Source organism: Pedococcus sp. P1_H8 (assembly GCF_056405175.1).
This window is the reverse complement of sequence record NZ_JBFUCP010000008.1, coordinates 178048-204539: the sequence shown is the minus strand read 5'-3', so window position 1 is coordinate 204539 and position 26492 is coordinate 178048. Positions and strand designations below refer to the sequence as shown.

Sequence of the window (26492 nt, the reverse complement as noted above, 5' to 3'; positions counted from 1 at the left end):
GCTTAGGCCTGTGACCGACCTGATCGACACCACCGAGATGTACCTCAAGACGATCTTCGAGCTCGAGGAAGAGGGCATCACGCCCCTGCGCGCTCGCATCGCCGAGCGTCTCGGGCACTCCGGGCCGACCGTCTCCCAGACTGTCGCGAGGATGGAGCGCGACGGCCTGCTCAGCCTCGCCGGCGACCGCCACCTCGAGCTGTCCGACCACGGCCGGCTGCTCGCGACGCGCGTGATGCGCAAGCACCGGCTGGCCGAGCGGCTGTTGGTCGACGTCATCGGCCTGGAGTGGGAGTACGTCCACGACGAGGCCTGTCGCTGGGAGCACGTGATGTCCGAGCGGGTCGAGCGCAAGATCCTCGCGATGCTCAAGGACCACCACGACTCGCCGTACGGCAACCCCATCCCGGGCCTCGACGAGCTGGGCGAGGACGAGCCGACCGAGGACTTCCGCTTCGGACTGCGGACCCTGACCGAGCTGGCCGGAGACTCCCCTGAGACGGTGCTCGTGCGCCGGATCGGCGAGCCGGTCCAGGTCGACCACGAGGCGCTGAGCCTGCTCACCGTCGCGCGGCTGCTGCCCGGCGAGCGGGTGCGGGTGCACCGCGCCGACGGCCGCGTGGTCGCGGTCCGTGAGGGTGCGCCCGAGTCCACCGGCGTCTCGCTGCCCGACGAGGTGGCACAGCACGTCTTCGGTGCGCTCATCTGAGCGCGTCGGCGTGTCCGATCTCTGGTCGGGTGCGCGTTTCCTGAGCACGAAAGCACAGATGTGCGTGACGTCGCGATGGACTCTCTTGGGGCGGCCGTGACCTCAACGTGACATTCCCAGACGGCTTGTGTACGGTGGCTCCGGTTCACTCGCCCCCTGGGTGAACCGGCTCGATGTGGAACGCCTAGTCCTGTCACCACGCCCGAGTCATCAGTACAAACCGCTTGGCAGGAGCGGGGGACCCAACTTTGGGCCTTCTCTTCACGAGGAGGTCCTTGGGGTTAAGTCTCCACGTACGCGCCCGCAAGGTCGGGCGACAACCGTGGAGGCCGGGTGATCTACCTCCACCCGAACCCGACAGCTCACCTCGTAGGCGCCGGAGGTTCATCCATCGTGGCTTCACACAGTTCTGGCCGTCACCGCGCGCCGGGCCGCTTCAATCCCGTCTCCGAGTTGTCGGACATCGTGGCCAGCGCCGCGCAGCCGGCAGTCAAGACCTCAGCGGTCATCGCCGCTTCCGGTGGTCTTGTCGCCTCGTTCGCCCTTCCCGCCTCTGCTGCCTCGGCCAGCCCGTCGGCGGTGACCAAGAGCGCCACCGTCACCGCGCCCGTCGCTGTGCAGGCGCCCGAGACCGCGGCCCCGACCGCGACCGACGCCTTCGGTGTCATCGGCTTCAAGGCAACGGCCAAGCCCAAGCCCAAGCCCGTCGTGGCGCCCGCCGCGGCCCGCACGAGCGACCGCACCGCGAGCCGTTCGACCGCCCGCAAGGACTACACCAGCCTCAAGCCGGCTGCCGGCGGCGTGCTCGCCATCGCGGCCCAGTACGAAGGCCTGATGTACTCCTACGGCGGCACCAGCCCGTCGACCGGCTTCGACTGCTCCGGCTTCACGCAGTACGTCTTCGGCAAGGTCGGCATCAGCCTGCCGCGCACCGCCGAGGAGCAGCGCTCAGCCACCACCCGCGTGTCGACCCCGCAGCCGGGTGACCTCGTGTTCTTCGGCAGCCCCGCCTACCACGTGGGCATCTACGCCGGGAACGGCAAGATGTGGGACTCCCCGCGCAGCGGCCAGGCCGTCGCGCTGCGTTCCATCTGGTCCTCGAACGTCACCTACGGTCGCCCCTGACCTGAGGTTGGCCACCGCGCCAAGCCACGGTCCGCAGGCCCCCTCCCGCTTCGGCGGGTGGGGGCCTGCGGCGTCCCCGCCCCGCCCGGTCCGAGGTATGCCGCGGGGCCAGCCGTGCGGCATACGCCCGACTTGCGTGGTCGTGTGAGGATGGATGGATGAACGACGCACACCAGGCCAACGACGACCGCTCGAACGCAGTGGAGATCGACGTCTGGGCGGACGTGGTCTGCCCGTGGTGCTACATCGGCAAGCGACGGCTGGAGCTGGCGATCGCGGAGAGTGCGCACCCCCACGAGGTCACCGTGACCTACCACGCGTTCGAGCTCGACCACCACGTCACGCACGGCGACGGGGAGACGGTGCTCCAGTGGTTGGCGAAGCGCTACGGCACCGACCTGGCAGGGGCCCGTGAGATCGCGGAGCGGCCCGCTGTGACCGGCCGTCCGGACGGGGTCGAGATCGTCGTCGACAAGCAGCTGCGGGCCAACTCGTTCGACGCGCACCGGCTGGTCGCGCTCGGCCTCGCCCAGGGCGGCCCGGCCCTGCAGGCCGCGGTGCTCGAACGCCTCTACAGCGCGCACTTCTCCGAGGGCAAGCTGATCGACGACATCGAGACCCTGCAGCGCCTGGGCGCCGAGGCTGGGCTCGACGGGCGTCGGGTGTCGGCGGTGCTGGCGGGCGACGAGTTCGCCGACCACGTGCGCGCCGACGAGGAGGCGGCGATCGACATCGGCGTCTCGGGCGTGCCGTTCTTCATGGCCAACCGCAGGGTGGCGCTGTCCGGCGCGCACTCACCCGAGGTCATCGGCCAGCTGATCGAAGCCGCTCTCAACGGCGATCACGAGGTGATGAGCGCCGGGGCCTGACGAGGCGCCTGGTCCACCGCGCCCCGCTCAGTCGGCGAGGGCTGCCTCGAAGGCATCCAGCGTCGGTCGGCTGAACAGCACGAACCGGACGAGCTCGATCGCCTCGTCCCCTCCGTCGCCGGGCGCGACGGCAAGACTCACGCGAACGGCTTCGACCGCGATCCGAGCCACCTCGGCCGAGTCCCAGCCATAGATCCCGGCGCTGACCGCCGGGAAGGCGATGCTCCGGGCACCCACCTCCCCGGCGACGTCGAGGCTGCGGGTGAAGCAGGACGCCAGCAGTGCCGGGTCGGTCTGCCCGCGATGCCGGTTCGGGCCGACGGTGTGGATCACCCATCGCGCGGGCAGGTCGCCCGCAGTCGTCGCCACCGCGTCGCCCACGTCGAGGCCGTCCCGGTGAGTGGTGGTGCGCAACGCCCGGCAGGCCTCCAGCAGCTGCGGGCCGGCCGCGGCGTGGATCGCACCGTCCACCCCGCCTCCACCGAGCAGCTGCGAGTTCGCGGCGTTGACGATGGCGTCGACGTGCTGGGTGGTGATGTCACCCAGCACGGCTTCGATGGTGACCATCCACCCACGGTATGCCGCGGGCGCCGCTCCGGGTCTACGGGTTGATCGCGAGGAAGACGAACGCGGCGAGCAGCACGAGGTGGACGCCACCCTGGAGCCGCGTCGCGCGACCCGGCACCACGGTCAGCACACTCACGACCACGGTCAGGGCCAGGAGCACCATCTGGGTCGGGCCCAGGCCCAGCAGCAGCGGACCATCGAGCCAGATCGAGGCGATGGCGATGGCTGGAATGGTCAGGCCGATGCTGGCCATGGCCGAACCAAGCGCGAGGTTGAGGCTCGTCTGGATGCGGTTGCCGCGGGCGGCGCGGGCGGCTGCAAGGGTTTCGGGCAGCAGCACCAGCAGGGCGATGACGACGCCGACGAACGACTGCGGGAAGCCTGCCGCCGCCACGGCCGACTCGATCGCCGGCGACTCGACCTTGGCCAGACCCACGACCGCGACGAGCGACACGAGCAGCAGCCCGAGGCTCTGGAGGGTCTCGCTGTCGCTGGGCGGGTCGGCGTGCTCATCCTCGAGCGGTGTGCCGTCATGGCTCACGGGGAGGAAGAAGTCGCGGTGCCGTCTGGTCTGCGTCGACACGAACATCCCGTAGAGCGCCAGCGAGATCACCGCTGCGAAAGCGAGCTGCGAGCTGGAGAACTCCGGCCCGGGCGCGCTCGTCGTGAACGTCGGCACCACCATCGTCATGACGGCCAGCGTCGTCACGGTGGCCAGGGCCGCACCGGTGCCCTCGGCGTTGAACGAGATGAGCCGGTACTTCACAGCACCGAGGAACAGCGACAGCCCGACGATGCCGTTGCACGTGATCATGACCGCGGCGAAGACGGTGTCGCGGGCGAGCGACTGGGTGTCCTTGCCGCCGCTGACCATCAACGTGACGATGAGGGCCACCTCGATGATCGTGACGGCCACGGCGAGGACGAGCGATCCGAAGGGTTCGCCGACGCGGTGCGCCACGACCTCGGCATGGTGCACCGCGGCCAGGACGGCGGCGGCGAGGGCCACCGCGACCACGAGCACGGGCAGGGTGCCGAGGTGTCGCCCCCACGTGAGGACGAGGGCGAGGATGGCTATCAGTGGCGCGAGGGTGGTCCAGGTCAGAGATGTCTTCTTTGATTTGGTCCTGGTCGTTTTCGCGGCCATGCCCCATTCTCACAGGTGAGCAGCACCGTCTCCCAATCGTCGCGGCCCAGTCGCTACGGTCATGCCCCATGACCTTCTCGATCGTCGGCCAGGTGGGTGAGGGCTTCGGGATAGCCGTCGCGAGCAAGTTCCCCTTCGTCGGGGCAGTCGTCCCGCAGGCGCGTCTCGGGGTCGGCGCCGTGGCGACCCAGGCGATGGCGCGGGTGGGCTACCGAGCGGTGGCGTTGGACGCGCTCGCGGGGGGAGCGTCGGCCGACGAAGCCGTCGTCGCGTGCACGACCCCCGATGGCGACCGCACGCACCGCCAGCTCGGGGTCGTGGGCGTCGACTCCCAGGCGACCTACACGGGTGGCTCGTGCATGGACTGGGCCGGCGGCGTCAGCGGCCGGGAGCGCACGGGCGGCTATGCGATCCAGGGCAACATCCTCACCGGCCCCGACGTGGTGGCGGCGATGGAGGCCGCCTGGCTCGGTTCCGCCGGATCCTCCCTCACCGACCGGCTCGTCGAGGCGCTGTTGGCCGGCGACGCCGCTGGCGGCGACTCACGTGGCCGCCAGGGCGCTGCCCTGTATGCCGTGCTGCCCGGAGCGGGGTACGACCACTGTGGGGTGCTCGCGGACATCCGGGTCGACGACCACCCGGACGCGCCGCAGGAGCTGGCCAGGCTGTTGCGGCTGAACGACCTCGTGTTCGGGAGCCCCGAGCTCGTGCTGCCCTGGGCCGACAAGGCAGGCGCGGTGGCTGAGGTTGGCACGGTCGCCGACAAGGCCGGGACGGTGGCCGACGAGGTTGCGCGAAGGCTTGCGCTGCTGGGCCACCACGGCGAGGTGACGCAGGCCTTGGCCAGCTGGGCAGGCGAAGCCAACTACGAGATGCGACTCAGCCCCGACGGCATCGACTCCAAGGTGCTGGCCGCCCTGCGCGAAGCCACGGCCTGAGTGCCCGCCTCCGACCACGCGCCCTCGCGCCCGCGACCTTCTTCCCTCCGACGCCCTAACCTCTGCTAGCAGAAGTTCCCTCGCTCAGCGCAGGTTGCACCCTGTGCTAAGAGAGCCAAGCTCTGCTAGCAGAAGTTGCTGCAGGAGGTCAGTCGGCGGGTGAGGCTCGACGCTGCGGGGCGGGCTCAGCTTGGGACGAAGGCTGCCGCTAAGCATTGGCCTCAGGCCGGGTCGACCTGCTCGGGCTCGCTGTCCCCGGCCTCGCCGCCGGCAGCCTTGCGGCGGCGACGCTCCAGGTCCTCTGCCTCGAGCCGCTCGCGCTCCATCCGCTGGCGCTTGGCTTCCTTCAGCTGGGCCTCGGCGCGCTCCCGCACCTGGCGCAGGAACGCGGCGTCGTCATCCGGGTTGGTCGCGACGAACCGGCCAGGTCGTTCGTACTCCGGGTACGCCGCACCGGTGTTCCCTTTGTACGGCAAGCTCCGCGGGGGTGCCTGCGGTCGTCCGGCCACGAGCCAGGCCACGGCACCGACCACGGACGTCACGAGCACGATGAAGATCCAGGTCACCTTGGGCAGGTTCCGGATGCGCGACTCATCGGTCATGATCACGTCGAAGAGGCAATAGATCCACAGTGCCGTCCCGAGGATCCCCAATCCAAGTTCTGCTCGAATCACGCCTCAGAGGGTGGCACAACGAACCCACCCGGATGGGCAGATTGCCCAGAATCACCGCCTCGCCCCCGGCCTACGTCAGCGTTTGAGCAGGCGGGCTTCCCATGGACGGAGGGGGGCGGTGGGCGAGGCGGGGTCGCCCAGGTTGCCGAGCAGCAGGGCCGCCTCGGACCATCGGTCCAGATCGGTAACTGCGCCGGAGAGGTCGAGGTCGTCGCCGGAGAAGTTGGCGAGGACCAGCAGGTCGGTGCCCGCGTGGGAGCGGGTGAAGGCGTACAGGGTCTCGTGGTCCGGCGCGATCATCGTGAAGTCGCCGTGCGCGATGGCCGGCTCGGTGTGGCGCAGCTCGATGAGGCGCCGGTAGTGGTGGAACACGGAACCCTCGTCGGCCACCGCGGCCGCCGCGTTGATCTCCGTGTGGTTGGGATTCGTTGCGGACCAGGGCTTTCCGGTCGTGAAGCCCGCGTGGGCACCGTCGTCCCACTGCATGGGGGACCGGGCGTTGTCGCGGCTTCCGAGTCGCAGGTTGACGAGGATCTCCTCGACGTCGCCCCCGGCGCCGGCCGCCAACCGGTAGTAGTTGACTGACTCGATGTCGAGGAAGTCGTCGGCCGTCGCGAACGGCACGTTGGTCATGCCGAGCTCCTCGCCCTGGTAGACGTACGGCGTGCCTCGGTGCAGGTGCAGCACCGTGCCGAGCAGCTTGGCCGAGGCGACCCGGTGCTCGGGCGCGTCCGAGCCGAACCGCGACACCGCCCGAGGCTGGTCGTGGTTGTTCCAGTAGAGCGAGTTCCAGCCGACCTCCGCGAGCCCGTCCTGCCAGCGGCCGAGCGAGGTCTTGAGGTCACGCAGGTCGACCCGACTCCGATCCCACTTGTGCGCCCCGATGTCGAGGCCCACGTGCTCGAACTGGAAGACCATGTCGACCTCGTGCCGCGAGGGGTCGGTGTAGAGGATCGCGTCCTCGACCGTGACCCCCGGCATCTCGCCGACAGTGAGCAGCTTCTCGGCACGTCCCTCGAAGACCGACTCGTGCATCTCCTGGAGGAACTCGTGAATCCGGGGACCGTTGAGGAAGTGGGGCGTCCCGTCGCCGAGCTGCGAGTCGCCAGGGAGCGGCTTCCCATCGGGCAGTGACGTCACCTTCGAGATCATGTTGATGACATCCATGCGGAATCCGTCGATGCCCCGATCGAGCCACCAGCGCATCATCGCGTAGACCGCCTCGCGGACCTCCGGGTTCTCCCAGTTGAGGTCGGGCTGCTTGCGGCTGAACAGGTGCAGGTAGTACTCGCCCGTCGCCTCGTCGAGCTCCCAGGCGGGTCCGCTGAAGAACGACTCCCAGTTGTTCGGCGCCCCGTCACCGCCCGACCGCCACCAGTACCAGTTGCGCTTCGGATTGTCTGTGCTGGAACGGGATTCCACGAACCACGGGTGCTCGTCGGACGTGTGGTTGACGACGAGGTCCATGACGATGCGTATGCCGCGCGCGTGCGCCTGCTCGATCAGCGAGTCCACGTCCGCGAGGGTCCCGAACGTCGGGTCGATGTCCTGGTAGTCGGCGATGTCATAGCCGTTGTCGTCCTGAGGGCTCGTGTAGATCGGCGACAGCCACACGACGTCGACGCCGAGCTGTTCGAGGTAGTCGAGCCGGCTGATGATCCCCGGGACGTCACCGATGCCGTCACCGTTGGAGTCCTGGAAGCTGCGGGGATAGATCTGGTAGACGACGGCTTCGCGGAACCACTGGTCATCGGTCATGGCTGAGTCTTTCGACCCGCACCCCCCTCGGCAAGCGCAGGCAATCCCTGCGCAGTAGCGAACCCTGCGCAGCTGTGATCCAGACGCGGCCTGCCCTATGTCCGCTTCACGAAGGTGACTCGTTTTCGACCGGTGCCCTCGCGGAAGACGCGGTGGTGGTAGCCGGGGTCGTGGATGCGCTTGTGGTGGTAGCCGCAGAGGGGGACTGCCAGGTCGAGATCGGTCCGACCACCGGATGCCCACGGATCCTCGTGATGATGCTCGGTCCAGGCGTAGGGCCGGTCGCAGTCATCTGCGGCACAGGAGTCGTAGGTCAGGGCCAGCGCGACCCGCTGCGCCTCGGTGAAGAATCGTTGCGAGCGGCCGAGATCGAGGAGTTGCGACTCCCCGCCGAGGACCGCCGGGACGATCCCCGCGCCACAGGCCAGCCGTCGGGCCTCGGATGCGGAGACGTCGTGGCCGGTGTCGAGGTGGGCCGCTCCCACCGCGGCCTTGAGCTTGTCGTGGTCGAGGGTCACCAGGATGGTCGCGTTGACCTTGCCTGACAGGTGGTCGGTGGGCAGGTGCTCCAGCAGCTCGACGAACGCGCGGCCGTACTTCTGCGACCAGTCCAGCTCCTCGGCCCGAAACGCATCCCACGTCGCCTCGGCGGTCTCGGCAGCGGTCAGCTCGGTGCCGCCCTCAGCCGCCTGGGCTTTCGCGTCCCGCGCCGCGCGCTGGGCGAACCGGCGCGGTGAGGCGATCTGCTGGATGACCTTCTGCAGGATCTGGCCGGCCAGGGTCGGCACGGTGAAATGGCCCGTCATGGTGCCGTCGTGGTTGTCGTGGATCGTCAGCTTGGTCGCGGCCAGGGCCCGCTCCTCCTCGGAGCGCAGGATCGAATCCTCGTGGGCGTCGACCTCGGCCTGGCTCCGTTTCGCTGACTCGAGGGCCCGCCGGGCGGTCTTGCGCAGCCTGACCGGGTCGACTCGTTTGGCCATCGCGACGAGCGACTGCTCGATCGCGACTCGCTCGGCCTCGTCCAGGCCCGCGGGGAGCTGTTCCGCCGTGCGGGCAATGACGTGGGCATGCTCCGTCGAGAACGCGCCCTCGCTCAGCGCAACCCTGGTCGCGAACAGCCCGTCATCGAGGGCGGTCGCCAGCCGCACGTCCTTGGCTGCCGACGCGCCGTCGCGGCGAGAGCGAGCCGCCAGCCAGGCCGCCGTACCCGTCATCCCCGCGTCCGCGGCGACGTCGGCCTTGTCCACGACGGAGACAAGCGACAGCTTCATGGCCTGCAACCGCGCCCCAGCCCTCTCGACCTCGTCGATCAGGCCTGACGCCTCGTGCCCCGAGAGCTCCCCGACGCCATCGCACCGGTCGAGCACCGAGTGCACCTGACGTACAGCGTCGGCCGCCGACAGGGGCGGCGACGGGTGGAGTGGGGCGATGGCCATGCCTCACTGTATTCGAACAGGTGTTCGAAGGTCAACCCAGAAATGGCTAGGAACCTGGGGGGCCATTGACCCATACCCCTGCATGCCGGACGATCAGGTCGACGGAGTCGAGGGTGACTCATGGACAGTCAAGGGGGATTCATGGCAGGCGTGTCGATCTTCGCGGTCATCCTGATCGGGCTCTTCGTCCTCGGTGCGGTGGCGATCGTGGCCCTCGTCGCCGTGGGCATCGTGCGCACACTGCGGGACAGGCGCACCCGCGACGAGCGCCTCGCCGACGAGCACGGCGACATCGCGCCGGGCACCTTCAAGCTCACGCCCGGTTTCGGGGGCGGCGACATCGACGGTGGCACGGGCGGCTTCTGACCGCCTCCGCACCATGCGGTGAGGTATGCCGCGGGGCCCAGCCGCGCGGCATACCTCACCGTATGGTCATGGCTGGGCAGGCTCCGCCGCTGCGGCGATCAGGTGAGTGAGGCTGTCGCGCATGGCTTCGAGCTCGCCGATGCTCATGCCGAGGCGGTCGATGATCGCCGGCGGGATGCGTTCGGCCCGCTTGCGGGCGGCGGCACCCTTCCTGGTGAGGGAGACGGCGAGGGCGCGGTCGTCCTGGGGGTCCCGGTCGCGGGTGACCATCCCGCTGGCCTCGAGGCGCTTGAGCAGCGGTGAGAGCGTCGCCGGCTCCAGGCTGAGGCGTTGGGCGAGGTCGCTGACGCGCAGCGGTGAGTCCTCCCAGAGGGCCAGCATGACGAGGTACTGCGGGTGGGTCAGGCCCATCGGCTCGAGCAGCGGCCGATAGAGCGCGATCACGTTGCGCGATGCGACCGCCAGGGCGAAGCAGACCTGGCGGTCGAGCTTCAGCAGGTCTGCCGGCGTCGTGGTCGAGGCGGGGGTTTCGGCGGTCACGATTTCGAGTCTAGGGGGTCGGGCGGTATCGTTAGGGCACAGATAGTTAGGGCACTAACGAAAACATGGAGCGAGCAATGAGTCGCAAGGCTGACCGCGAAGGACTGTCGCTGGGCTATCGGATCGCCTACCGCGTCAAGGTGCTCGGCATGCACATGTACGGGCCGGCCCAGCTGGGCGACGCGGAGGACCCGCACCGCCGACTCGAGCGCAAGCGCGCGGCCAAGGTCGCGGCGGCTCGCCGGGCCCGCGAGCTGCGAGAGTCCCGCGCGACCGCTCAGTAGCAGCCGGTGACGGTCGCCGCGAGCATGTCGATGTTCTGGCGCATCACGGTCGTCGACGTGGGTTTTCCGTTGATGACAAAGGCAAAGGCCTTGACTCGCCCGTCCGTTCCCTTCGTCCAGCCACTCAGCGCGACGGCGTCGGTCAGGGTGCCGGTCTTGGCGTGGACCTTGCCCACGGCGCACTTCGAGGTGGACGCGGTGAACCGGCCCCAGGACGCCCGCAGCGTTCCCGTCTGACCGGAGATCGGCAGGCCCGCGTTGCTGCGCAGGAGGGCGAAGGGGGTCGCGTTGGCGGGTTCGAAGACGTTGGTCACGAGCCGTGCGAGTTGCAGGCCGGTGAGGCGGTCGCTGCGTGACAGTCCCGACCCGTCATAGAGCGCGTTGGCGGACAGGCCCTCGCTCCGCAGGCGAGCCGTCTGCGCGGACCTCGCTGCGGTCCAGGTCTTGCCGTAGCCCAGCTTGATGCCGACCAGGCGGTGCAGCGCCTCGGCGTGCTCGTTGTCGGACTCGAGCATCATCCGCGACACGATCTGGCTGACGGTCTGCCCCGCCGAGCTGGCCAGCACCGGGCTGGTCGAGCCTGCGGTGCCCCGCCCGATCCGGGTCACGGTGAGGCCGTTCGCCTTGAGCTTGGCCGCGAAAAGGACGGCCGAGTCGATGGTGGTGTCGGAGACCTGACGCCCGTCGACGACCAGGGCCCGCAGCCACGTGGTGTCGGCGGGGATGTACGTCGAACGCCACCCCGTCGCCAAGGTGGGCGGTGCGAAGAGGGTGTCGTCGGCATACAGCCGGACGCGGAGCTGGCCGCGCGCCTTCATGGTGGCCGCCGTGGTCTTGGCGAGGGCGGCGAGCTGGGTCGAGGAGAAGGCGGGGTCGCCCGAGCCGACGAGGATGACCTGGTCCGCCTGCGGGCCGCGCTTGACCTTCGTCGTGAACCGGTACGTCGCGCCGAAGACCCGCAGCGCGTCGGTGGCCGTCACCCACTTGGCGGTCGAGGCGGGCAGGTAGCCGGTGCTGCCGTTCTTGCTCCACACGACCTTGCCGCTCGCCGCGTCGATGACCGCCCCGGTGAACGACGTGCCGAAGCGCGTCGTCGTGACCCGCGCCTTCAGCTTGGACGCGATCCGGGTGTCGGCCGCGGTGTTGACGTAGGTCGTCGTGGTCGTGGCGGTCACGGCGGCGTGGGCGCTGCCGGTCGTCGTCGCCAGGACGGGTGCCACGCCGAGCGCACTGGTCAGCGCGGCGATCGTGAGTCGACGGAGGGTCACGGAGCGGGGGCGTGAAGTCATGCCGGTCCTCAGGGAAAGTGCTGCCTTTGCCGGGACACGGTTGGGGCAGGTGTGACTGTGGGGGATGGGGCGAAGGTACGCCCGCCCGCGGGCCGGTGGGGGCTTTCGACCGATATTCACAGCGTTTCTGCCCGTTCACCTGAGTTGGATGCGCCGGTATGCCGCGAGGCCGGGTCAGCACGCGCCGTCAGGGGTTCGCTCAGATGTCGACCACGAGTCGAACCGTCGTGGTGCTGCCGAGCTCGAGTCCCTCGGCCCGGCGAACTGCGTCCTTGAGCGGCACGATGTAGCGGCCGTCCTTGGGCCAGAGCGAGGTCTTCCAGTCGGTGTCGCCGATCCGGACCTGGACCGGGATCATCCCCCAGCCGTAGCTCACCAGCCCGGCCGTCGCGTCGAGCGCATCGCAGAAGTCCTCCGGCACGGTGACGAAGTGGAACGGTGACGGTCCCTTCCAGAACCAGATCTCACCGCTGAACTCCATATCCATGCGGCACAGGATAGGAGTCCGAGGGCCGGCCGCGGGTCTCGCCGGGAGTCTCGCCCGGGAGTCTCATCCGGGCAGCTCGCCGTTGCCGTCGTCGCGTGTGGGGTGGACGATCGGGCCCAGTGCGACGGCCCCGCAGCGAGTGCGGCCCGGACGCGGCTCTACTCGACGACGGAGGTCCCGTGTCCGGACGGCAGTCACTGGAGGACCGGGTCGACGCCGTCATCGACCGTGCGCTGGCAGCCGGCCAGGTGGTGGGAGCGGTGGTCCTGGTCCGGGAGAACGGCATACCGGTCTATTCGCGGGCCGCAGGGCATGCCGACAGGGAGGCGGGGACGCCGACCGCACTCGACACAGTCTTCCGCATCGCGTCGCTGACCAAGCCCCTCGTGTCCGCGACAGCACTGGCGCTCGTCGAGCGCGGCAGGCTCGGTCTCGACGACCTGGTCACCGACCACCTGCCCGACTTCAGGCCGCGGCTGGAGGACGGACGCGAGCCGGCCATCACGCTGCGCCACCTCCTGACCCACACGGCCGGCTTCGGATACCCCGAGGTGCCTGAGGAGAGCGGTGGCGTGTCGGCGGACGAGGTGGCCCGGGCGGCCGAGGTGGCCGAGGTGGCCGAGGTGGCCGAGGTGGCCGAGGTTGCGGTGGACCGCTACGTCGCGGCCGAGGTGTCCACCGGCCTGGACCAGCCGGGGCTGTCCCTCGAGGAGAACCTCCGCCGCATCGCGTCCGTGCCGCTCTACTTCCCGCCCGGCACCGGTTGGCGCTACGGCGTCGCGACCGACGTGCTCGGCGCGATCATCGCGACCGTCCACGGCGGTTCCCTCGCCGAGGCCGTCTCCGAGTACGTCACCGGCCCGCTGGGCATGGTCGACACGGCGTTCCACGTGCGGGAGCCCGAGCGCCTTGCGGTGCCGTATGCCGACGGGTCACCTCGTGCGCAACGGATGTGCGATCCGCAGACGATCCAGGGTCTGAGGTTCTCCCCGGCGCGAGCCTTCGACGACGGGTCGTTCCAGTCCGGGGGAGCGGGGATGGTGGGGACGGCTGGTGACTTCATGACGTTCCTCGAGGTCCTCCGCACCGGAGGAGCGCCGCTCCTGAGCGCCCCGACAGTCGACGAGGCGTCGACCAACCAGGTCGGGCTGCTGCGCGACGAGGAGCCGGGCTGGGGCTTCGGCCTGCTCTCGGGCGTCCTGGTCGACCCGGTGGCGGCTGCCGCCCCCCACGCCGTCGGGACCCTCAACTGGGGCGGTGTGTGGGGACACCAGTGGTTCATCGACCCCCAGGCCGGTTTGAGCGCGGCGATGTTCACCAACACCGCGCTCGAGGGCTGCACGGGACAGTTCCCCCTCGACATTCGTGACGCCATCTATGCGGCATCGATGTCGCCGGCGGAGCCGCCCGCCGTGCCGCCGCCCTCCGAGACGTCGTGATGAGGCGACCAGCTGAGCGCTGCGACGTTGTGTCACCTGCGGCACAGACGTCGCGGATCGGCATGAGCACCGTGGAGGCATGGGCACCGTCATGCAGACCGGTCGAAGCCACACCGCGAGGACTGAACCGGCCGCGGAGCGCGAGTCTCTTCGACACTGCTGTCGCGAGTCATCGTGCCCGACCAGCCCTCACCGATGGGTCGAGGTAATCCCCGAACAGAAGCGCGGGAACCGCGTACATTGGCCGTTCGTCAACAAGGACAGCGCGCCGGCCATCGGCACTGCGGAGGAGACGAACCGTCATGACCGACCCACAGCCCGGACCGCTCCAGCCCCCGACCCCCCAGGGGGCCACGCTGACGCTGACCGCGCCCGCTGCGCCGCAGCCGGTCCAGGCCACAGCTGCCCCCAGGATGGCCCCGGCTGTCGACGCCGCGGCCCTGCCAGCCCTCGACGCCAAGGTCGACGCCTACCTCGAGGCGCTCTTGTCCGAGGCCCCCAGGTCGCCGGGGTTCGCAGCCAAGTCGGCGGACGTGCGCACGATGGGCGACGGCGACATCCGTCAGGCTGCCGAGACCTCGAACCGCCTCCTCAAGGCCCCCGTGAAGGCGCTCCAGGAGGGCGGGCTCGCGGAGGGCTCCACCGTCGGTGCGACGCTGCTCGAGCTGCGCCGGACCATCGAGGACCTCGACCCGAAGGAGGCGACCGGTGCCCGCAAGCTCCTCGGCATGGTCCCCTTCGGCGACAAGGTTGCCGACTACTTCCGCAAGTACCAGTCGGCGCAGAGCCACCTGGACGGCATCCTGCACTCCCTGCGCGACGGCCAGGACGAGCTGGGCAAGGACAACGCGGCCCTGAACCTGGAGAAGCAGCTGCTGTGGGACTCCATGGCACGGCTCAACCAGTACGTCTACGTCGCCGAGCGGCTCGACGCCCACCTTGCCGCCAGGATCGCCGACCTCGAGGCGACCGACCCCGACAAGGCGACAGCGCTCCGCGACGACGTGCTCTTCTACGTCCGCCAGAAGCACCAGGACCTGCTCACCCAGCTGGCCGTGTCGATCCAGAACTACCTGGCCATCGACGTCGTCATCAAGAACAACATCGAGCTGATCAAGGGTGTCGACCGGGCGTCGACGACGACCGTGTCGGCGCTGCGGACCGCGGTCATCGTGGCGCAGGCCCTGAGCAACCAGAAGCTCGTGCTCGAGCAGATCTCGGCCCTCAACACCACGACCTCCGGCATGATCGAGCGCACCAGCGAGATGCTGCGCGACAACTCGGTGCGCATCCAGGAGCAGGCCGCCTCGGCCACCATCGGGCTGCCTCAGCTCCAGGCGGCGTTCCAGAACATCTACGCCACGATGGACGCCATCGACAGCTTCAAGGTGCAGGCACTGGACACCATGGCCGCCACGATCGGCACGCTCGAGACGGAGGTCGGGAAGTCGCGGTCCTACCTCGACCGGGTCGAGCGCCAGGACCAACAGGTGGCTCACGGCTCGCTCGACCTGGGCAATTCGGTGGGTGCCGGACGCTGAGTGGTGGCGTGGGGGATAGTGAACACATGTCGGGTGGGTTCTGGGGTCGTCTCCTGCGCCGGCCGCAACAGCCGGTCGGCGACAAGGGCTTCCGCGTACCCCCGGTGCCGACCAGCGACGACCTCTTCGCCGCCCTCGACCGCGTCGAGGCGATGGTGGCCGGCGGTGCCGTCCCCGCGCCGGTCGCCTCACGGGTCAGGCGAGTTGACCGGGTCGTGCGCGACACGATTCCGCGGCTCCCCAGCCTCGGCGCCGGGAGTCCCCAGGCGTACTCCGTGATGGCCACCGCGACCGACTACCTCCCCGAGGCGGTCGGCGGCTACCTGCGACTCCCGAGGCAGTTCGCCGACAGCCGGCCGGTCGACCGCGGCAAGTCCTCGCTCATGGTGCTCATCGACCAGCTCGACCTCCTCGTCTCGACGATGGACAAGGTCTACGACGCGGTATGCCGCGACGACGCCGCCGCGCTCGTGGCTCACGGGCGGTTCCTGGCCGAGAAGTTCGGGACCGCCTCGTCGGGCGGATCGCTCAACGTGGGCGCCGCGCCGTTGCCGAAGATGCCGGAGACCCCGGAGACCCCGGACACCCCGAACGCGCCCGACCTGCCGGCTGCCACGTCCGCGGACGAGGACACCGGCAGCCTCGAACGGCTCCGGCCCCCGGCTGGACGGGACGCCTCATGAGCACCTCGAGCCTGGGCGAGGCCGTCGGCGTCGCGGCGGCGCTGGCCTCGAGCGCGGGGTTGGACCCGGCCTCCGCGCGGTCCGAGGCGTTCAGCCTCGCGGCGGCAGTGGCCGAGTCAGCGCCGGGGGCGGCCTCGGACTGGGCGCGGGCGGTCGGCGAGGCCACGACGCAGGACTTCTTCGATGCGGCGAGCCGGGGGCGTCGCTGGCGCGAGTCCCCCACGGCGTCGCTGAGCGCCCTTGTCGCGCAAGGCTCCCCGTCAGCCCGGGCCTACGCCGAGGCGCTGGCCGAGGTGGCCTCGGCCGCATGCGAGCTCGGCGAGCCGACGATGCGCGTCATCGGCAATGCCTCAGTGGCGGCCGCAGCTCAGCTCTCGGCGGTGCCGCACGCTTCCTCAGCCCCGGCCCCCTCGCCAACGGCCATGACCCCGGGGACGACGACCTCGGCGAACCCCACGATGACGCCCACGCGGCATACCGGACTGGACACTCCGGCCCCGGAGACGACGGCCACGGCGGCGACGCCCGCGCCAGCGCCGGCCCGGAGCCTGGACGAGCTGCTCGCCGAGCTCGACGCCCTGGTGGGTTTGAAGCGGGTCAAGCGCGAGGTCCACCGGCAGGTGGCCGTGCTGCGCATCGAGCGCCTGCGCACCGACGCAGGTCTGAAGAGTCCCTCCATCACCCGCCACCTGGTGTTCACCGGCAACCCCGGCACCGGCAAGACGACCGTGGCGCGCCTCGTCGGCGGCATCTACCAGGCCCTGGGCCTGCTGTCCCGTGGCCAGCTCGTCGAGGTCGACCGTTCCGAGCTGGTCGCCGGCTATCTCGGCCAGACCGCGACCAAGACCGCCGAGGTCGTCGCGTCCGCGGCGGGTGGGGTGCTGTTCATCGACGAGGCCTACAGCCTCACGGGCGCCGGGCCGAGCGGTGACCAGTACGGCCAAGAGGCGGTCGACACCCTCGTCAAGGAGATGGAGGACCGGCGCGATGACCTCGTCGTCATCGTCGCCGGCTACCCGGCGCCGATGGAGGCGTTCATCGGCGCGAACCCCGGGCTTGCCAGCCGGTTCCGCACGACGATCGAGTTCGAGGACTACAGCGACGACGAGCTGGAGGCGATCCTGGTCAAGCTCGCGGGGGACGCCGACTACGAGCTCAACCCCGAGGCCACCGAGCGGTTCCGGGAAGTGCTCGGCCGCACTCCACGCGGGAGCAGCTTTGGCAACGGCAGGTTTGCCCGCAACGCCCTCGAGGCAGCCATCGGCGCGCACGCCTGGCGGCTGCGCGAGGTCGAGGCCCCGTCCGTGGACCAGCTCCGCCAGCTCGTGGCACGGGATTTCGACGAGGAGCCGCTCGAGGACGGATCCGCCGGCGGTGCATCGGCGTCAGAGCCAGTGCTGACCGCTGCGGATCCGGGACCCCGTGACCGCCACCTTGGAGGTATGCCGTGACCACCCCCGCGACCGCGACCGCGGCGACGCCTGCCCGAGTGAGCACCGCTCCCGTGCCCGGTGACCGCGCCACCCCCAGCCCCATGCCCGGTCCCGGTTCCGACGGCGGTCCCGCAGGCGGCTCGGCCCGCGGCTCCGCAGCCGGTTCCGGCCCCCCGTCCGGCGTGGCCGGTCAGGTCTCCGCGCTGCTCGCTGGCGTCCGCGAGAGCCTGCAGGAAACTCCCGGTCGGATGCGTTGGCTGGCAGTCGTCGGCGTGGCTGTCGCCCTCGCCTTCGGGCTCGCCGGCGGCCAGGCCTTCCGGTCTGCCAGCGGCGCCCTCGACAGGGCCGGGGCCAACACCGACCAGCTCGTGCGGATCCAGGCCATCCAGACCAACCTGGTCCAGGCCGACGCTGACGCCACCAACGCCTTCCTCGTCGGAGGGCTGGAACCACCCGCCCAGCGTGCCGACTACCTCAGGGCGGTCGGGTCCGCCACCCAGCTCATCGCCGAGGCCGCGCAGCACCAGCCGGCCGACGGTCGCGCACTCGGGGCGCTCAACCAGTCGCTGGTCGCCTACACCGGCGAGATCGAGCGGGCCCGGGCCAACAACCGCCAGGCGCTGCCCGTGGGCGCGCAATACCTCAAGGACGCCAGCGCGAACCTGCGGGCCGACGCGCGGCCGATCCTGAAGAACCTCGTCGATGCCAACGACGAGCGCGTCGCCACCGAGTTCGACAACGCCGGCCGCGCAGCCCTGTGGCTGGTCGTCGTCGGGCTGCTCGCCCTGGTGGTGCTGGCGTTCGAGCTGGTGTGGCTGGCCCGCCGGACCAGGCGCTACCTCAACGTTCCGCTCGCGGCCGGCGCAGTCGTGGTGCTGGTCGCGCTCGTGGCCGGTGTGGTCGCCCTCACCGCGGTGGCGCGCTCCGTCGACACCGTGCGGACCGGGGTCTATGCCGCGACGCTGTCGACCGCGAAGGCCAGGATCGCCGCCTTCGACGCCAAGTCGAACGAGAGCCTCACGCTCATCGCCCGTGGTTCCGGCGCCGCCTTCGAGAAGGCCTGGCAGGTCTCCGACGCCGCGGTGCGGACCGAGCTGTCGCACCTCGCCGGCAACCCCGTGTCCGCAGGGCCGGGCGCCCTGCCCTGGCCTGCGTACGAGGGGGTGCACCGACAGATCCGCGCGCTCGACGCCAAGGGCGACTGGAACGGCGCCGTGAAGCTCGCCACGGGGACAGGGGCCCAGGCCGGCAACGGCTCGTTCGCCCAGTTCGACACCGCGTCGGCGCAGCAGCTGTCCAGTCTCAACGCCAAGGTCGCCTCGCGCCTCGACGGTGCCGGTGCCTGGCTCCCGGTGGGAGGCGCTCTGGGAGTCCTGGCCGGTCTGCTGGCTGCAGCCTTGGCCTGGCGGGGCTTCTCGCTCCGGCTGGAGGAGTACCGATGAGCCGCCTGCGCGCAGCGGCGCTCGCCACCGTCGCCGTGGCTGCGTGCCTCGCAGTGGCATCGTGCTCCAACGCCGGCGCCTACGAGGCGACGCCCATCCCCAGCCGTCAGGCCGGCGCGACGACCGCCACCCCGACAACGCCTGCCCCCACGACGACGACGCCGACGCCCGCCAACCCTGACGTGGTCGCCGCCAACTGCCTGCCGTCCTACGCTCCGCCGGCGACGCTTCCGAGTCCGGGCTCGATGCCCGCGGGCAGCACGATGGCCCGGATCCAGGCTCGTGGTCGCCTGATCGCCGGCGTCTCGGCCGACACGCTGCTGCTCGGCTCGCGGGACCCCGTCTCGGGCGAGATCGTCGGCTTCGACATCGACATGCTGCGAGCGGTTTCGCAGGCGATCTTCAACAACCCCAACAAGGTCGAGCTGCGGGTCATCACCACGGCGCAACGTCTTCCAGTGCTCAAAGACGGCAGCGTGGACCTCGTCGCCCGCAACATGACCATCACCTGCGCTCGCTGGAAGGAGATCGCGTTCTCCAGCGAGTACTACCGGTCTGGACAGAACGTCTTGGTCCGTCGTGGGGACACGTCCAAGGGCGGTGGTCCGATCACCGGCATGGCAGACCTCGTCGGCAAGAAGGTCTGCGCACCGACCGGCTCCACGAGCATGGACAAGCTCCGGACCTTCACTGGTGTCGTGCCGGTCGGCGCGGACACCCACACCGGCTGCCTGGTGCTGTTCCAGGAGGGCAAGGTCGACGCGATCACCGGTGACGCCACCGTGCTGGCCGGCCTCGTCGCCCAGGACCCCTACGCCCTCGTCGTCGATGCCCCCGCGTTCACGGCCGAGCCCTACGGTCTCGGGTTCAACTCGGCCAAGGTCGACTTCGTGGCGTTCGTCAACGGTGTGCTGGCGCAGGTGCGGGCCGACGGCCGGTGGACCAAGAGCTACAACACCTGGTTGGCCGAGGCGCTGGGCCCGGTGCCTGGCCCGCCGGTCGCGGTCTACGGACGGACCCGGTGACCGCCACGATGGCCAGCGCCTCGGCTCCCGTCGCACCGGGACGGCTCGGCACGCCCCTGGTCGCCATGGAGGCGCTGCGCTACCTCGAGGCGCTGGGCGCCTGGCGGGACCAGCGCAAGGCCGAGCTCGACCTGCTCGACGAGACGGCGCTGCAGGCTCCCGACCAGTCAGCCTTCACCGGTGACCTGCTGCTCTCGATGGCGCTCTGGAAGGCCGCCTCGGACCGCTACGACCTGCTCACCGCCACGTGGGACTCCGGTCGCGCAGGCCCGACGGAGCTGGAGCGGCTCTCCACGCTGGTCTGGGGCCGGGTCGACGCCACCCTCGCGGTCTCCTTGCCCGAGGCGTGCCGCCTGTCGGATGCGCTGGCGACTTCCTTGCGAGCCCGGCTGGGGCTCGACACGTCGCAGGCCGACGTCACCACGCGGATCCGCGAGCTGCGGGCCGCGGTCGAGCGGATCAGGGACCTCGTCGACGGCGCGCCCTCCTCGAGCGACGCCACAGGGCCAGTCACATCCTCGACTCTGGCGCGGCTCGCCGCGCGGGTCGACGACCTCGGCGCCCGGTTCCAGCGCGGTGCGGACGTCGGGGGCCTGCTCGGCCCGTTGGAGCACGACGCGGCTCGCGCCGAGCGTGACCTCATCGTCGCGGCCTCCCGCCGGGCGGCCGACTCCCGCGATGCGGCCCGAGCCCATGCTCTGCGCACCGAGCTCGAGGCGCAGGGTGCCGCGCTGCGTGACGTTGCAGCCCGTTGCGTCACCGAAGTCGTGTCGCCCCCTCGGTTCGCCGTGCCCGACGTCTCTACCTTGGGGCCCGTGCCGAGCGACCCTGCGGCCGTCGACGCCTACCTGGTGCGTCTGGACAAGGTCCGCCGTGCCATGACCGTGGCGCAGGACGCGTATGCCGCGGCGTTGTCCGAGCGCGACGAGCTGCGCGGGCGCCTCGGGGCGTATGCCGCGAAGGCTGCCGCCCTCGCCGCCTCACCGCCGGACGCAAGAGTCGACGCGGGGCGAGCACGCGACCTCGAGGAGCTCGAGACCCGAGCCCTCGAGGTGCTCGACCAGACCCCCGCGGACCTGGCGCGGGCACGCGCTCTCGTCGCGGCATACCAGGCCTATCTCGGGGTCGCTCTGGGCACCGCCCAGGGCACGCCACGCCAGACGGGCCGCACCGGTTCAGGAGCAACCTCATGACCACGACCGTGGCGTGCACCCAGCCGGGCTGCACCGGCACGATTCTCGACGGGTACTGCGACGTCTGCGGCTCACCGGCAGCCGCGGCTGCCGCGCCCCACGAGGGGTCGGTGCCGACGGCGCCGGCTGGCATCGACCAGACCCCGTCCACGGTGTCGCGGGCTTCCAACCGGCTCGCCTCCACAGCTCTGGGGTCGGCCCGAAATGCCAGTGGTAGCAAGGTCACCCGCCGTCTGGGCACCTCCTCGCACCGATTGCGCGGTGCTCGGCTCGGCGCGGGGCTGACCTCGATCCCACCCGTCCCGACCATCGACGCGGGCACGGCGGTCCTGGCGGACCCGATGGTCCCGGAGGAGCGCCGCACCTGCCCGTCGTGCGGGTCTCCGGTCGGCCGGTCACGTGATGGCCACCCCGGTCGGACCGAGGGCTTCTGCCCGACCTGTCGGAACCCGTTCTCCTTCACCCCCAAGCTGCACGAGGGCGACGTCGTCGGGGGGCAGTACGTCGTCGCCGGCGCCATCGCCCACGGCGGGCTGGGCTGGATCTATGCCGCGCGCGACCGCAACGTGTCCGACCGCTGGGTGGTGCTCAAGGGCCTGCTGAACTCGGGCGACCCTGACGCGCTCGCCGCCGCCATCGCCGAGCGCCAGTTCCTGGCCCAGGTCGAGCACCCGCTCATCGTCGAGATCTACAACTTCGTGTCCCACGAGGGCGCGGGCTACATCGTCATGGAGTACGTCGGCGGCACCTCCCTCAAGCAGCTGCTCAAGGACCGGATGAAGCAGGCCGGCGGCACCTACAGCCCCCTGCCGGTGGACCAGGCGATCGCGTTCGTCATCGAGGTGCTTCCGGCCTTCCAGTACCTCCACGACCTCAACCTCGTCTACTGCGACTTCAAGCCCGACAACGTGATCCAGGTCGGCGATGCCGTGAAGCTCATCGACCTGGGTGGGGTGCGCCGGCTCGACGACCTCGACTCGGCGATCTACGGCACGACGGGCTACCAGGCGCCGGAGGTGCCCCAGCTCGGCCCCTCGGTGGCTTCGGACATCTACACCATCGGGCGCGCGCTGATGGTCCTCACGTCGGAGTTCCGCGGCTACCAGAGCACCTACGTCGCCTCCCTGCCGCCCGTGGACGAGACACCGCTGTTCCAGAAGCACGACTCGCTCTACCGGCTGCTGCTCAAGGCTTGCGCGCCTGACCCTGCCGACCGGTTCGTGAGCGCCGACGAGCTGCGCGTCCAGCTCCTCGGCGTGCTGCGAGAGGTGGTCGCCCTCGACCGCGCGGGAGCCGCGGAGCACTCCACCTCGTCCCTGCTCTTCGACGTGCCCACCGTCTCGGACGACTCCCTCGCCTGGCAGCACCTGCCCACCCTGCGTCGCGACGAGGGCGATCCGCAGGCGTCCTGGCTGCGGACGGTGAGCATCGACGACCCCGCTCAGCGGCTGGTGGCCCTGGACGGCGCGCCGGAGAAGAGTCCCGAAGTGCTCCTGGCCACTGCGCAGGCAGCCCTGCACGCAGGCGACCACGACAGGGTGGACCAGGCCGTGCAGGCCCTGCTCACCGACGACCCCTGGGAGTGGCGCGCGGTCTGGCTGGACGGCCTCGTGGCGCTCGCCCGCGGTCGGACGAGTGACGCCCAGAGCGCGTTCAACGCGGTGTACGGCCAGGTGCCGGGAGAGCTCGCCCCCAAGCTGGCGCTCGCGTTCGCGTGCGAGACGGGCGGAGAGGTCGACGTCGCCGAGTCGCTCTATGTCACGTGTGCCCGCACCGACGCCAACTACATCGCGCCGGCGGCGTTCGGCCTCGCCCGGATCCGCTCCGGCCGTGGCGACATCGACGGCGCGGTCCGTGCCCTCGACCTCGTGCCGGCGACCAGCCGCGCCTTCACGCAGGCCCGGCGTCGGCGGGCCAGCCTCCTCGCCGAATCTGGTGGTGGGCTGCCGGCCCTCGCCGCGGCCCTCGACAGCATCGACAACCTGACCATCGACCCGGTCGACCGCTCCCGCTTTCGCGTCGACGTGCTCGAGGCGGCCCTGTCCGTGGTGGCGACGCAGGGCGCCGACCCGACCGTCTTCCTCGCGGGCCACCCTGCGTCGGAGCCTTCGCTGCGCGACGGGCTCGAGTCGGCGTACCGCGACCTCGCGACGCACGCGCCCAGCCAGCAGGAGCGCGTCCGCCTCGTCGACCAGGCCAACTCCGTGCGCCGCTGGACGCTGCGATGACCAGGACCGGACCGGACGTGGACGCCGGGACGCCCCAAGCAGAGGGTGGTATGCCGGTGGCGGACGTGGCGCTGACCTGTCCGACCTGCTCGGCACCGATCGGCGAGAGTGACCGGTTCTGCGAAGCCTGTGGCGCGGAGCTGACTCCCGCGCTGGCACCACCGCCGCAGACGGCTCCAGTGGTGGTCGCGAGGGCCTGCCACGAATGTGGCGGCGAGGTCGCCGCTGACGGCTACTGCACCCAGTGCGGTGCCGAGGCCGTCAGCGAGCGCGACCACTTCGTCGAGACACCGGCCGCCTGGGTGGCCGCGGTCTGCGACCGCGGCATCCGCCACTTCCGCAACGAGGACGCTGTCGCGCTGCACGCGGGCGCCGAGCCGGACAGCCACGCGGTGCTCGTCGTCTGCGACGGGGTGTCGTCGTCCACCGACTCCGACGTGGCCAGCCTCGCCGCCGCGCGGGCCGCCCGCGACGTGCTCGCGGTCTCCAGGCCGCAGGCGCTCGGCACCGCGGCGACCCGGCGCACGGCGACGGCCAGGGCCATGGAGGTCGCGGTCGATGCCGCCAACGACGCGGTCATCCGGCACACCACCCCAGGTCCGGGAAACCCTGCGTCCTGCACCTTCGTCGCCGCGGTCCTCCAGGAGTCGCAGCTCGTCGTGGGTTGGGTCGGGGACAGCCGGGCCTACTGGTTGCCCGACGCGGGGACCGGGCAGCTGCTCAGCGTCGACGACTCGTTCGCGGCGGAGCAGATCGCCGCCGGGGTGCCGCGCGCGGATGCCGAGAACGGGCCGCAGGCCCATGGCATCACCCGGTGGCTCGGCATCGACGCGCCGGACCACACCCCGCGGACGGCTTCGCTCGACCTGAGCGAGCCCGGGTGGGTGATGGTGTGCTCCGATGGCCTCTGGAACTACTGCTCCGAAGGGGACGCGATGTCAGCCCTGCTCCGCGACACGGCCTCCGCAACGGGCTGGGCTCCGCTCGACCTGGCCGATGGTCTGGTCGACTGGGCGAACGCCCAGGGCGGCAAGGACAACATCACGGTGGCTCTCGCCCGCGTCGGGCCACCGACGCCGGCCACGACTTCACCGGCCACGACGGCAGCTGCCACCACCCCCGAGCCGGCCCCCGCGGCATACCAAGAGGAAGGCACGCCAGATGGCAACGTTCTCAGCTGAGGTGTTCCAGAACGAGTTCCTGCCCGATGGCGGGACGGACGTCCACGCCATCGTCACGGTGACGTGTTCCGGCGCGGGCGAGGCGGGTCAGACGGACTCGGGCGAGGCCGGCGAGATCGTCATCGTCGACACCTCCGGCTCGATGAAGGGCGAGAACATCGTCGCCGCCCAGCAGGCCGCCGCAGCGGCGCTCGACCAGGTGCTCGACGGTGTCTGGTTCGCCGTCATCGCGGGCAGCCACCTGCCCCGCCTGGCGTTCCCGGTCACCCCGGAGCCCGCCATGGTGCGGATGGACCCACAGGTCCGGGCCCAGGCCAAGGCGGCGGTCGGCTCGTTCTTTGCCGATGGCGGGACCGCCATGGGCACCTGGCTGAGGCTGGCGACGCGAGTGTTCGCCTCGGGGCCCACGCTGGCGCAGCGGCACGCGATCCTCCTGACGGACGGCATCAACCAGCACGAAACACCGCAGGAGCTCTCCGACGCCATCGAGCAGGCCAAGGGCCGGTTCCAGTGCGACTGCCGCGGCGTCGGCGAGGACTGGCAGGTGGCCGAGGTCCGCCGGATCGCGACGGCGCTGCTCGGCAGCGTCGACCTGATCGCGCGTCCCGAGGACATGGCCGCCGACTTCGAGCAGATCATGCGGCAGGCGATGGGCCGTGGTGTCGCGGAGGCGTCGCTGCGGGTCTGGGCGCCGCAGGGGGCCGAGGTGCTGTTCGTCAGACAGGTCGCGCCGACGGTCGAGGACCTCACACCGCGTCGGCACGAGGTCAACCCGCTGACCGGGGGCTACCCGACCGGCTCCTGGGGCGACGAGGCCCGCGACTACCACGTGGCGGTGCGGCTGCCGGCGAAGTCGGTGGGGCAGGAACAGCTCGCCTCGCGCGTGCAGCTGGCCGTGGGTGACAGCGTGGTGGCCCAGGGACTGGTCAAGGCGCTGTGGTCCAACGACGACACCCTGACCGCTCGGATCGACCCGGCTGTCGCGCACTACACCGGCCAGGCAGAGCTCGCGGAGGCCATCCAGGACGGCCTCGCCGCGAAGGCGGCGGGTGACACCACCACGGCGACCGCGAAGCTCGGGCGCGCGGTCCAGCTCGCGGCGCAGACCGGCAACGACGAGGCGACCACCCGCCTGCGCAAGATCGTCGAGATCGACGACGCCGACGCCGGCACGGTCCGGCTGCGACGGGCCGTGAGCAAGCTCGACGAGATGGCGCTCGACACGGCGTCGACCAAGACGACTCGGGTGAAGAAATGAGCGCCGTCACCTGTCCGAACGGGCACGACTCGGTCGCGACGGACTACTGCGACGTCTGCGGGGCGCCGATCGCCCAGGAAGGCGGCGCGTCAGCTGGCGCCGGCGGTGCGGCTCCTGCTGCCGGGGCCTCGGGGGCAGCGCCGGACGCGGCGCCTGATGCCGCTCCCGACGGTGGGGCATCGGGCGCGGCGGCAGCGCCGCAGGAGTGCCCCAACTGCGGCACCGACAACGACCCGGCCGCGCTGTTCTGCGAGGCGTGCGGCTACGACTTCACGACGGGGACGATGCCCCGGCCCGCCGAGGCGGCACCGACCTCTTCCCTCGACCTGGGCGCAGGCGCGGAGGTGGCGGCCGTCGCGCCCGAGGTCTCGGTCGGCTGGGTGGTCGAGGTATGGGTCGACCCTGACTGGTACGCGTCCCAGGAGAGCGAGGACCCCTGTCCGTCACCGGGACTGCCGGAGACGTTGCCGTTGCGGCGGCAGAGCCTGCTCATCGGTCGGCCGTCGGTCAGTCGAGGCATTCATCCGGACATCGACCTCGCCTCTGACTCGGGGGTGAGCCGCCGCCAGGCGCAGCTCACGACCGACGGTTCGCGGTGGTGGGTCGAGGACCTGCAGTCCTCCAACGGCACGTACGTCGGTTCCGCCAGCGGACCCCTGCCCGAGACGCCAGTGCCCCCGGGGCAGCGTCGCGAGCTCGCGGAGGGCGACCGGGTCTATGTCGGGGCGTGGACCCGTCTGGTCGTGCGCCGTGCCACCGCGGAGGAACAAGCGCTCTGACCTACCGGACGGTGCCGTAGTCGTCGGCAGGTGCACCGACGTCGGCCCACGCAAACCTGCGCGGCCACAGGCAGCGTCACCCTTTGGAGGTAGGCGTGGGC

The 26492-nt window shown here is 70.8% G+C and carries 25 protein-coding genes and 1 riboswitch; of the genes, 17 read left to right on the top strand and 8 right to left on the bottom strand.

Features of this window, described 5'->3' with window-relative positions:
- The first annotated feature begins 10 nt into the window (after window positions 1-10).
- The 3 genes from AC1DYG_RS13740 (at window position 11) to AC1DYG_RS13730 (ending at window position 2703) form a co-directional block, all read left to right on the top strand.
- Window positions 11-709, top strand: a complete 699-nt coding sequence (locus AC1DYG_RS13740) for an iron-dependent transcriptional repressor DtxR (RefSeq protein WP_477640432.1) — start codon at window positions 11-13, stop codon at window positions 707-709.
- A gap of 189 nt (window positions 710-898) precedes the next feature.
- Window positions 899-1100: riboswitch (cyclic di-AMP (ydaO/yuaA leader) on the top strand.
- A gap of 2 nt (window positions 1101-1102) precedes the next feature.
- Window positions 1103-1834, top strand: coding sequence for a C40 family peptidase (locus AC1DYG_RS13735; RefSeq protein ID WP_477640431.1), 732 nt, complete (start codon window positions 1103-1105; stop codon window positions 1832-1834).
- A gap of 158 nt (window positions 1835-1992) precedes the next feature.
- Window positions 1993-2703 carry a DsbA family oxidoreductase gene (locus AC1DYG_RS13730; protein WP_477640430.1) on the top strand — a complete coding sequence of 237 codons (711 nt, stop codon included), beginning with the start codon at window positions 1993-1995 and terminating at the stop codon, window positions 2701-2703.
- A gap of 27 nt (window positions 2704-2730) precedes the next feature.
- On the opposite strand, the gene AC1DYG_RS13725 is transcribed toward AC1DYG_RS13730, so the two are convergent.
- Entirely contained in the window at window positions 2731-3270 is a 540-nt protein-coding gene (locus tag AC1DYG_RS13725; RefSeq protein WP_477640429.1) for an O-acetyl-ADP-ribose deacetylase, read from the bottom strand.
- 34 nt (window positions 3271-3304) lie between these two features.
- Entirely contained in the window at window positions 3305-4417 is a 1113-nt protein-coding gene (locus AC1DYG_RS13720) for a calcium:cation antiporter (protein WP_477640428.1), read from the bottom strand.
- 68 nt (window positions 4418-4485) lie between these two features.
- Here AC1DYG_RS13720 and AC1DYG_RS13715 point away from each other — a divergent pair, with 68 nt between their 5' ends.
- Window positions 4486-5355 carry a DUF1028 domain-containing protein gene (locus AC1DYG_RS13715; protein ID WP_477640427.1) on the top strand — a complete coding sequence of 290 codons (870 nt, stop codon included), beginning with the start codon at window positions 4486-4488 and terminating at the stop codon, window positions 5353-5355.
- A gap of 221 nt (window positions 5356-5576) precedes the next feature.
- Here the strand turns inward: AC1DYG_RS13715 and AC1DYG_RS13710 are convergent, their stop codons facing one another.
- The 3 genes from AC1DYG_RS13710 to AC1DYG_RS13700 all read right to left on the bottom strand — a co-directional run bounded on the left by AC1DYG_RS13710 (window position 5577) and on the right by AC1DYG_RS13700 (window position 9223).
- Entirely contained in the window at window positions 5577-6029 is a 453-nt protein-coding gene (locus tag AC1DYG_RS13710) for a PLD nuclease N-terminal domain-containing protein (protein ID WP_477640426.1), read from the bottom strand.
- Between the two features lie 75 nt (window positions 6030-6104).
- Complete coding sequence (locus AC1DYG_RS13705; RefSeq protein WP_477640425.1) at window positions 6105-7787, bottom strand: alpha-glucosidase; 1683 nt, start codon at window positions 7785-7787, stop codon at window positions 6105-6107.
- A 95-nt stretch (window positions 7788-7882) separates the two neighbouring features.
- Entirely contained in the window at window positions 7883-9223 is a 1341-nt protein-coding gene (locus tag AC1DYG_RS13700) for an HNH endonuclease signature motif containing protein (RefSeq protein WP_477640424.1), read from the bottom strand.
- A 141-nt stretch (window positions 9224-9364) separates the two neighbouring features.
- Here AC1DYG_RS13700 and AC1DYG_RS13695 point away from each other — a divergent pair, with 141 nt between their 5' ends.
- Window positions 9365-9589 (top strand): hypothetical protein, encoded by a 225-nt coding sequence (locus AC1DYG_RS13695; protein ID WP_477640423.1) that lies wholly within the window; start codon window positions 9365-9367, stop codon window positions 9587-9589.
- 66 nt (window positions 9590-9655) lie between these two features.
- Here AC1DYG_RS13695 and AC1DYG_RS13690 read toward each other — a convergent pair whose 3' ends face one another.
- A complete protein-coding gene (locus AC1DYG_RS13690) occupies window positions 9656-10129 on the bottom strand; it encodes a MarR family winged helix-turn-helix transcriptional regulator (RefSeq protein WP_477640422.1) in 474 nt (157 codons plus the stop codon).
- Window positions 10130-10206: 77 nt separating this feature from the next.
- On the opposite strand from AC1DYG_RS13690, the gene AC1DYG_RS13685 reads away from it, so the two are divergent.
- Window positions 10207-10413: a hypothetical protein gene (locus AC1DYG_RS13685; protein ID WP_477640421.1), complete on the top strand. Its 207-nt coding sequence runs from the start codon at window positions 10207-10209 to the stop codon at window positions 10411-10413.
- Here AC1DYG_RS13685 and AC1DYG_RS13680 read toward each other — a convergent pair.
- Window positions 10407-11702, bottom strand: coding sequence for a D-alanyl-D-alanine carboxypeptidase/D-alanyl-D-alanine-endopeptidase (locus tag AC1DYG_RS13680; protein ID WP_477640420.1), 1296 nt, complete (start codon window positions 11700-11702; stop codon window positions 10407-10409). The two genes, AC1DYG_RS13685 and AC1DYG_RS13680, sit on opposite strands and share 7 nt — an antisense overlap.
- Before the next feature lie 199 nt (window positions 11703-11901).
- The gene (locus tag AC1DYG_RS13675) at window positions 11902-12189 is read right to left on the bottom strand and encodes a DUF1905 domain-containing protein (protein WP_477640419.1); all 288 of its coding nucleotides are present in this window, start codon (window positions 12187-12189) and stop codon (window positions 11902-11904) included.
- Between the two features lie 179 nt (window positions 12190-12368).
- Between AC1DYG_RS13675 and AC1DYG_RS13670 the strand changes: the two genes are divergently transcribed.
- The 11 genes from AC1DYG_RS13670 (at window position 12369) to AC1DYG_RS13620 (ending at window position 26391) form a co-directional block, all read left to right on the top strand.
- Window positions 12369-13628 (top strand): serine hydrolase domain-containing protein, encoded by a 1260-nt coding sequence (locus AC1DYG_RS13670; protein WP_477640418.1) that lies wholly within the window; start codon window positions 12369-12371, stop codon window positions 13626-13628.
- A gap of 302 nt (window positions 13629-13930) precedes the next feature.
- Window positions 13931-15169, top strand: coding sequence for a toxic anion resistance protein (locus AC1DYG_RS13665; protein ID WP_477640417.1), 1239 nt, complete (start codon window positions 13931-13933; stop codon window positions 15167-15169).
- A 26-nt stretch (window positions 15170-15195) separates the two neighbouring features.
- Complete coding sequence (locus AC1DYG_RS13660) at window positions 15196-15852, top strand: hypothetical protein (protein WP_477640416.1); 657 nt, start codon at window positions 15196-15198, stop codon at window positions 15850-15852.
- Window positions 15849-17303, top strand: coding sequence for an AAA family ATPase (locus tag AC1DYG_RS13655; protein WP_477640415.1), 1455 nt, complete (start codon window positions 15849-15851; stop codon window positions 17301-17303). Before AC1DYG_RS13660 ends, AC1DYG_RS13655 begins: the two co-directional genes overlap by 4 nt.
- Window positions 17300-18727, top strand: a complete 1428-nt coding sequence (locus AC1DYG_RS13650; RefSeq protein ID WP_477640414.1) for a hypothetical protein — start codon at window positions 17300-17302, stop codon at window positions 18725-18727. The genes AC1DYG_RS13655 and AC1DYG_RS13650 overlap by 4 nt, the downstream gene beginning before the upstream one ends.
- Window positions 18724-19752, top strand: coding sequence for a glutamate ABC transporter substrate-binding protein (locus AC1DYG_RS13645; RefSeq protein WP_477640413.1), 1029 nt, complete (start codon window positions 18724-18726; stop codon window positions 19750-19752). The genes AC1DYG_RS13650 and AC1DYG_RS13645 overlap by 4 nt, the downstream gene beginning before the upstream one ends.
- On the top strand, window positions 19749-20945 hold the full coding sequence (locus tag AC1DYG_RS13640; protein ID WP_477640412.1) for a hypothetical protein: 1197 nt from the start codon (window positions 19749-19751) through the stop codon (window positions 20943-20945). The genes AC1DYG_RS13645 and AC1DYG_RS13640 overlap by 4 nt, the downstream gene beginning before the upstream one ends.
- On the top strand, window positions 20942-23173 hold the full coding sequence (locus tag AC1DYG_RS13635) for a serine/threonine-protein kinase (RefSeq protein ID WP_477640411.1): 2232 nt from the start codon (window positions 20942-20944) through the stop codon (window positions 23171-23173). Before AC1DYG_RS13640 ends, AC1DYG_RS13635 begins: the two co-directional genes overlap by 4 nt.
- Window positions 23170-24354 (top strand): PP2C family protein-serine/threonine phosphatase, encoded by a 1185-nt coding sequence (locus tag AC1DYG_RS13630; RefSeq protein WP_477640410.1) that lies wholly within the window; start codon window positions 23170-23172, stop codon window positions 24352-24354. Before AC1DYG_RS13635 ends, AC1DYG_RS13630 begins: the two co-directional genes overlap by 4 nt.
- Window positions 24335-25612 carry a VWA domain-containing protein gene (locus AC1DYG_RS13625; protein ID WP_477640409.1) on the top strand — a complete coding sequence of 426 codons (1278 nt, stop codon included), beginning with the start codon at window positions 24335-24337 and terminating at the stop codon, window positions 25610-25612. The genes AC1DYG_RS13630 and AC1DYG_RS13625 overlap by 20 nt, the downstream gene beginning before the upstream one ends.
- Window positions 25609-26391 (top strand): FHA domain-containing protein, encoded by a 783-nt coding sequence (locus AC1DYG_RS13620; protein WP_477640408.1) that lies wholly within the window; start codon window positions 25609-25611, stop codon window positions 26389-26391. The genes AC1DYG_RS13625 and AC1DYG_RS13620 overlap by 4 nt, the downstream gene beginning before the upstream one ends.
- Window positions 26392-26492 lie beyond the last annotated feature (101 nt).

What these genes read in the sequence shown, in the direction of transcription:
- AC1DYG_RS13730 (WP_477640430.1), top strand. Translation starts at nt 1,993, where the DNA reads ATGAACGACGCACACCAGGCCAACGACGACCGCTCGAACGCAGTGGAG.
- AC1DYG_RS13725 (WP_477640429.1), bottom strand. Translation starts at nt 3,270, where the DNA reads ATGGTCACCATCGAAGCCGTGCTGGGTGACATCACCACCCAGCACGTC.
- AC1DYG_RS13720 (WP_477640428.1), bottom strand. Translation starts at nt 4,417, where the DNA reads ATGGCCGCGAAAACGACCAGGACCAAATCAAAGAAGACATCTCTGACC.
- AC1DYG_RS13715 (WP_477640427.1), top strand. Translation starts at nt 4,486, where the DNA reads ATGACCTTCTCGATCGTCGGCCAGGTGGGTGAGGGCTTCGGGATAGCC.
- AC1DYG_RS13705 (WP_477640425.1), bottom strand. Translation starts at nt 7,787, where the DNA reads ATGACCGATGACCAGTGGTTCCGCGAAGCCGTCGTCTACCAGATCTAT.
- AC1DYG_RS13700 (WP_477640424.1), bottom strand. Translation starts at nt 9,223, where the DNA reads ATGGCCATCGCCCCACTCCACCCGTCGCCGCCCCTGTCGGCGGCCGAC.
- AC1DYG_RS13695 (WP_477640423.1), top strand. Translation starts at nt 9,365, where the DNA reads ATGGCAGGCGTGTCGATCTTCGCGGTCATCCTGATCGGGCTCTTCGTC.
- AC1DYG_RS13685 (WP_477640421.1), top strand. Translation starts at nt 10,207, where the DNA reads ATGAGTCGCAAGGCTGACCGCGAAGGACTGTCGCTGGGCTATCGGATC.
- AC1DYG_RS13680 (WP_477640420.1), bottom strand. Translation starts at nt 11,702, where the DNA reads ATGACTTCACGCCCCCGCTCCGTGACCCTCCGTCGACTCACGATCGCC.
- AC1DYG_RS13675 (WP_477640419.1), bottom strand. Translation starts at nt 12,189, where the DNA reads ATGGATATGGAGTTCAGCGGTGAGATCTGGTTCTGGAAGGGACCGTCA.
- AC1DYG_RS13665 (WP_477640417.1), top strand. Translation starts at nt 13,931, where the DNA reads ATGACCGACCCACAGCCCGGACCGCTCCAGCCCCCGACCCCCCAGGGG.
- AC1DYG_RS13660 (WP_477640416.1), top strand. Translation starts at nt 15,196, where the DNA reads ATGTCGGGTGGGTTCTGGGGTCGTCTCCTGCGCCGGCCGCAACAGCCG.
- AC1DYG_RS13655 (WP_477640415.1), top strand. Translation starts at nt 15,849, where the DNA reads ATGAGCACCTCGAGCCTGGGCGAGGCCGTCGGCGTCGCGGCGGCGCTG.
- AC1DYG_RS13645 (WP_477640413.1), top strand. Translation starts at nt 18,724, where the DNA reads ATGAGCCGCCTGCGCGCAGCGGCGCTCGCCACCGTCGCCGTGGCTGCG.
- AC1DYG_RS13635 (WP_477640411.1), top strand. Translation starts at nt 20,942, where the DNA reads ATGACCACGACCGTGGCGTGCACCCAGCCGGGCTGCACCGGCACGATT.
- AC1DYG_RS13630 (WP_477640410.1), top strand. Translation starts at nt 23,170, where the DNA reads ATGACCAGGACCGGACCGGACGTGGACGCCGGGACGCCCCAAGCAGAG.
- AC1DYG_RS13625 (WP_477640409.1), top strand. Translation starts at nt 24,335, where the DNA reads ATGGCAACGTTCTCAGCTGAGGTGTTCCAGAACGAGTTCCTGCCCGAT.
- AC1DYG_RS13620 (WP_477640408.1), top strand. Translation starts at nt 25,609, where the DNA reads ATGAGCGCCGTCACCTGTCCGAACGGGCACGACTCGGTCGCGACGGAC.